We start from the raw sequence: 4,401 nt of genomic DNA on the forward strand, positions 1-4,401 counted from the left end.
GGGACGGATTGTAGCCGCTGCCGGCGCAGGGCCACGGAACGGCACTGCAACGGACTGTTGCCGGTCAGCCGCGGGCGGCGCGCCAGGCCTGCCACAGGCTGCGCAGCGGCTGGCGGCCGGGCTGCAGCAGCCCACCGGCGGCGAACCGCTCCAGGCGGTGGCGGGCGAAGGCGGACCCCATTCGCCGCGCCGCTGCCCCACCCGCCCGCGGTGGCCAGGCGGCGAGCAGTTCACCGGCCCACTCGCGCCGGGCGCGCTCGTCGCCGGCGGCGTCGCTCGCGGCCGGCCGGATCGATTGCGGCACGGCGGCCAGGCCGGCATCCGCCAGCCGCGTGGCCAGCACCTGCGCTGCCAGTGCCCGTGCCTGCGGCGGGCTGCCACCGAGCACGGCGGCTTCAACCGCGGCTGCGGCGGCGGCGTAACGGGCCAGCGTCGCCAGTGCTGCACTGCCGTCGAGCGGCCGCTCGCGGGCGTCGACCAGGTCCGGCAGCGCATCGGCCAGGTCCGTCCACGGTGCAGCCACCGGCTCGAGCACGCGCCCCAGCGGATGGCGCGAGCGGTGGCCGGCCCAGTCGCGCAGTTCCACGCCCCACCAGCCCAGCTTGGCGTCGGCCGGCAGCGGATCGCCGGCGATGTTGAGGATGTCGTCGAACTCCTGCAGCAGCGCGAACCAGGCCAGCGTGCGTGTACGTGCCTCCTCGGGCACGAATACTTCGGCCAGCGGCCATTCCGGCCAGCGGCTGCGCCATTTGTCGATGAAGCTGTCGAGGGCGGTGGGGGTGGTCATTGGAAGGCGGAGGGCGGAGCGATCAACGGCAGCGGGGCAAGCCCCGCTCTACGGAAGCTGGGGGAAGCCCGTTCCAGGGAAGCGGGGCGAGCCCCGTGCTACGGGCGCGGCCAGGCGGTAGGGTCGAGCAGCGCGTGCGGCAGCGTGGCCATGGCGTCGGCCTGCCAGGTTTCCGGATCCTCGCCATCCAGGCGGTAGCCCCAGGTGACCGCGATCGAACGCATGCCGGCGGCGCGGGCGGCGACCACGTCGCGTTCGTCGTCGCCGACGTAGACGCAGTCGCACGGCTCCACGCCCAGTTGCCTGGCGGCCTCCAGCAGCGGCAGCGGGTGCGGCTTCTTCTCCGGGTACGTGTCGCCGCCGACCAGCACCGCGCAGCGTTGCCGCCACTCCAGCCCGGCGACCACGTCGCGGGCCAGGTATTCGGCCTTGTTGGTGACGATGCCCCAGCGCGCGCCATCGTCCTCCAGCGCCCGCAGCATCTCGGCGACGCCGTCGAACAGCGCGCTGTGGCGCCCCAGTTCCTCGCGGTAGAGCTGCAGGAACTCGGGCACCAGCGCGTCGCGGCCGGCTTCGTCCAGTTCCGGGAACGTGACCGCGACCATCGCCCGCGCGCCCTTGGACACGTGCTGGCGCAGCATCGCCGCCTCGACCGGTGCACGCTCGCGCGCGGCGAGCATGCGGTTGCAGGTGGCGACCATGTCCGGGGCGCTGTCGAGCAGGGTACCGTCGAGGTCGAACAGTGCCACGCGCGGGAAACGCGGCGGCGTGGAACCTGTGGCCATGCTCACCCACCCGCCTTCGACGCGCAGGCCAGGTAGTTGACCTCCGTGCGCTTCGACAGGCTGGCGCGCTGGCGCAGCGGGTCGTAGAACAGTCCGCTGACGTCCTCCAGTTGCAGCCCGGCGTCGCGCAGCCAGCCGGTCAGTTCCGACGGGCGGATGAAGTCGGCGTAGCGGTGCGTGCCCTTGGGCAGCAGGCCGGCCACGTATTCGGCGCCGACGATCGCCAGCGCGAACGCGGCCGGAGTGCGGTTGAGCGTGGACAGGAACAGGCACCCGCCCGGGCGCAACAGCGTGGCGCAGGCGGCGACTATGGCAGCCGGGTCCGGCACGTGCTCGAGCATCTCCATGCAGGTGACCGCGTCGAAGCTGCCGGGGCGCTCGGCCGCCAGTGCCTCCACCGCCTTGACCTGGTAGTCGACCTGCACGCCCGACTCCAGCGTGTGCAGGCGCGCGACCTTGACCAGTTCCGGGGCCAGGTCGATGGCGGTGACCTGCGCGCCGGCCTTCGCCAGCGCTTCGCTGAGCAGGCCTCCGCCGCAGCCGACGTCGAGGACGTGCCTGCCGGCCAGGCCCGCCGGGGCCAGACGCTGGCCGACGTATTCCAGGCGCACCGGGTTGAGCACGTGCAGCGCGCGCTGCGGGCCTTCCGGGTCCCACCAGCGGTTGGCGAGCGCGGCGAACTTGTCCAGTTCGGCCTGGTGGTAGTTGTTGGATGCGGGCGCGGTGGCCATGGCTGTTTCTCCTGGGCCGTGCGGCGTCTAGTTCAGGTGGATCGTGGCGATCCGCCCGCGCCACTGCCGCGCATTGGCGATCAGCGCGGCGGTATCGATGTCGACCAGCTCGCGCTGGTCCAGCTTGCGGCGGCCGGCGATCCACACGTCGGTGACCTGCTGGCGGCCGGTCGCGTAGACCAGCTGCGAGAGCACGTGGTGCAGCGGCTGGGTTTCCAGCGCCGACAGGTCGATGCAGGCCAGGTCGGCCTCCTTGCCCGGCTCGATCGAGCCGATGCGCTCGCCGAAGCCCAGTGCGCGCGCGCCGCCCAGGGTCGCCGCGCGCAGCGCGGTGGCCGCGTCCAGCGCGGTGGCGTCGTTGGCCACGGCCTTGGCCAGCAGCGCGGCGGTACGCAGTTCGCCGAGCATGTCCAGGTCGTTGTTGCTGGCGCAGCCGTCGGTGCCGATGGCCAGGTTCACCCCTGCCCGCTGCAGCGCGCAAGCCGGGCAGAAGCCGGAGGCCAGCTTGAGGTTGGATTCGGCGCAGTGGGCCACGTGCACGCCGCGCTCGGCGCACAGGTGGATCTCCGCCTCGGTGAGCTGGGTCATGTGCACCGCGATCAGGCGCTCGCTGACCAGGCCCAGCCGGTCCAGCCGCGCCAGCGGTCGCTGGCCATACTCCTTCAGCGAGTCGGCGATCTCCTGCGCGGTCTCGTGGGTGTGCAGGTGCACCTGCAGGTCGAGCTGGTCGGACAGCATGCGCACGCGTTCGAAATTGGCGTCGCTGACCGTGTACGGCGCGTGCGGGGCGAAGGCGGTGGCCACCAGCGCGTCGTCGCGCCATGCGTCGTGCACTTCGCAGGCCTTGTCGAAGTACTCGTCGTCGCTGGCGGCCCAGGCGGTCGGGAAGTTGATCACCGGCAGGCCGACCAGGGCGCGGAAACCGTGGCGCCGGTAGACCGCCGCCTGCACGTCGGGGAAGAAGTAGTTCTCGTTGGCGCAGGTGGTGCCGCCGCGCAGCATCTCGGCAATCGCCAGGGCCACGCCGTCGGCGACGAAGTCAGGGCCGATCACCGCCGCTTCAGTCGGCCAGATGTGCTGCTGCAGCCAGGTCATCAGCGGCAGGTCGTCGGCGATCCCGCGCAGCAGGGTCATCGGGTTGTGGGTGTGGGCGTTGACCAGGCCGGGGATGAGCACGCCGTCGGGGCGCTGCACCACCTCGGCCGCGGCGTAGCGGGCGCGCGCCTGCGGGGTCGGCAGCACCGCGACGATCCGGCCGCCGGAAACGGCGACGGCGTGGTCTTCGAGGACCACGCCGTGCGGTTCGACCGGGACTACCCAACCGGCCTCGATGAGCAGGTCGCAGCTTTCGCGCAGGCCGGCTTCACTCATCGGCTTACTTCACCCGCGAGACGTACTCGCCCGAGCGGGTATCGACCTTGATCACCTCGTCCTGGGCGACGAACAGCGGCACGCGCACCACCGCGCCGGTCTCCAGGGTGGCCGGCTTGCCGCCGGTGCCGGCGGTATCGCCCTTCACGCCAGGATCGGTCTCCACGATCTTCAGCTCGACGAAGTTCGGCGGGGTGACCTGGATCGGGTTGCCGTTGAACAGGGTCACCACGCACTCCTCCTCGCCCTTGAGCCACTTGGCGGCGTCGCCGATGCCGGCCTTGTCGGCCTGGACCTGCTCGAAGGATTCCTGCTGCATGAAGTGCCAGTACTCGCCGTCGGTGTACAGGTACTGCATGTCGGTGTCGACCACGTCGGCCGCTTCCACCGAGTCGGTCGACTTCATGGTGATTTCCTGCACGCGGCCGGTGCGGATCTGGCGGTACTTCACCCGGGTGAAGGCCTGGCCCTTGCCCGGCTTGACGTACTCGGTGTCGGTGATGATCGAGGGCTCGTTGTTGACCAGGATCTTCATCCCGTTCTTGACGTCGTTCATGCCGTAAGAGGCCATGGGAACTCCTTGGGGTATGGCGGGGTCGCCGCGATGGGGGCGACGGCCGGCAGGTGGGCGGCGGGTACAATGGCGGCCCGCCGCATCGCGCCGGGCCCGCATTCCAGACCGCACATGATACCCGCAGCCCCCCTGCCCCTGCAGCCGGACCTGGCC

The 4,401-nt window shown here is 71.5% G+C and carries 5 protein-coding genes; all 5 read right to left on the reverse strand.

The features are described from left to right. Nucleotides 1-64 precede the first annotated feature (64 nt). The 5 genes from CSC64_RS13655 to efp all read right to left on the reverse strand — a co-directional run bounded on the left by CSC64_RS13655 (nt 65) and on the right by efp (nt 4,245). Nucleotides 65-787: a squalene/phytoene synthase family protein gene (locus CSC64_RS13655; protein WP_162435881.1), complete on the reverse strand. Its 723-nt coding sequence runs from the start codon at nt 785-787 to the stop codon at nt 65-67. A 98-nt stretch (nt 788-885) separates the two neighbouring features. Then, on the reverse strand, nt 886-1,572 hold the full coding sequence (gene gph / locus CSC64_RS13660) for a phosphoglycolate phosphatase (RefSeq protein WP_162435882.1): 687 nt from the start codon (nt 1,570-1,572) through the stop codon (nt 886-888). Nucleotides 1,573-1,574: 2 nt separating this feature from the next. Beyond that, nucleotides 1,575-2,303: a bifunctional 2-polyprenyl-6-hydroxyphenol methylase/3-demethylubiquinol 3-O-methyltransferase UbiG gene (ubiG, locus tag CSC64_RS13665; RefSeq protein WP_162435883.1), complete on the reverse strand. Its 729-nt coding sequence runs from the start codon at nt 2,301-2,303 to the stop codon at nt 1,575-1,577. Between the two features lie 27 nt (nt 2,304-2,330). Beyond that, the gene (locus tag CSC64_RS13670; RefSeq protein ID WP_162435884.1) at nt 2,331-3,674 is read right to left on the reverse strand and encodes a TRZ/ATZ family hydrolase; all 1,344 of its coding nucleotides are present in this window, start codon (nt 3,672-3,674) and stop codon (nt 2,331-2,333) included. Nucleotides 3,675-3,678: 4 nt separating this feature from the next. Then, nucleotides 3,679-4,245, reverse strand: coding sequence for an elongation factor P (gene efp / locus CSC64_RS13675; RefSeq protein WP_162435885.1), 567 nt, complete (start codon nt 4,243-4,245; stop codon nt 3,679-3,681). Nucleotides 4,246-4,401: the final 156 nt, after the last annotated feature.

Origin of the sequence: Pseudoxanthomonas koreensis, from assembly GCF_010093225.1 — a bacterium.
GTDB classification, from domain to species: domain Bacteria; phylum Pseudomonadota; class Gammaproteobacteria; order Xanthomonadales; family Xanthomonadaceae; genus Pseudoxanthomonas; species Pseudoxanthomonas koreensis.

Coding starts and splice junctions, on each gene's coding strand:
- CSC64_RS13670 (WP_162435884.1), bottom strand. CDS start 3,674: ATGAGTGAAGCCGGCCTGCGCGAAAGCTGCGACCTGCTCATCGAGGCC.
- CSC64_RS13655 (WP_162435881.1), bottom strand. CDS start 787: ATGACCACCCCCACCGCCCTCGACAGCTTCATCGACAAATGGCGCAGC.
- efp (WP_162435885.1), bottom strand. CDS start 4,245: ATGGCCTCTTACGGCATGAACGACGTCAAGAACGGGATGAAGATCCTG.
- gph (WP_162435882.1), bottom strand. CDS start 1,572: ATGGCCACAGGTTCCACGCCGCCGCGTTTCCCGCGCGTGGCACTGTTC.
- ubiG (WP_162435883.1), bottom strand. CDS start 2,303: ATGGCCACCGCGCCCGCATCCAACAACTACCACCAGGCCGAACTGGAC.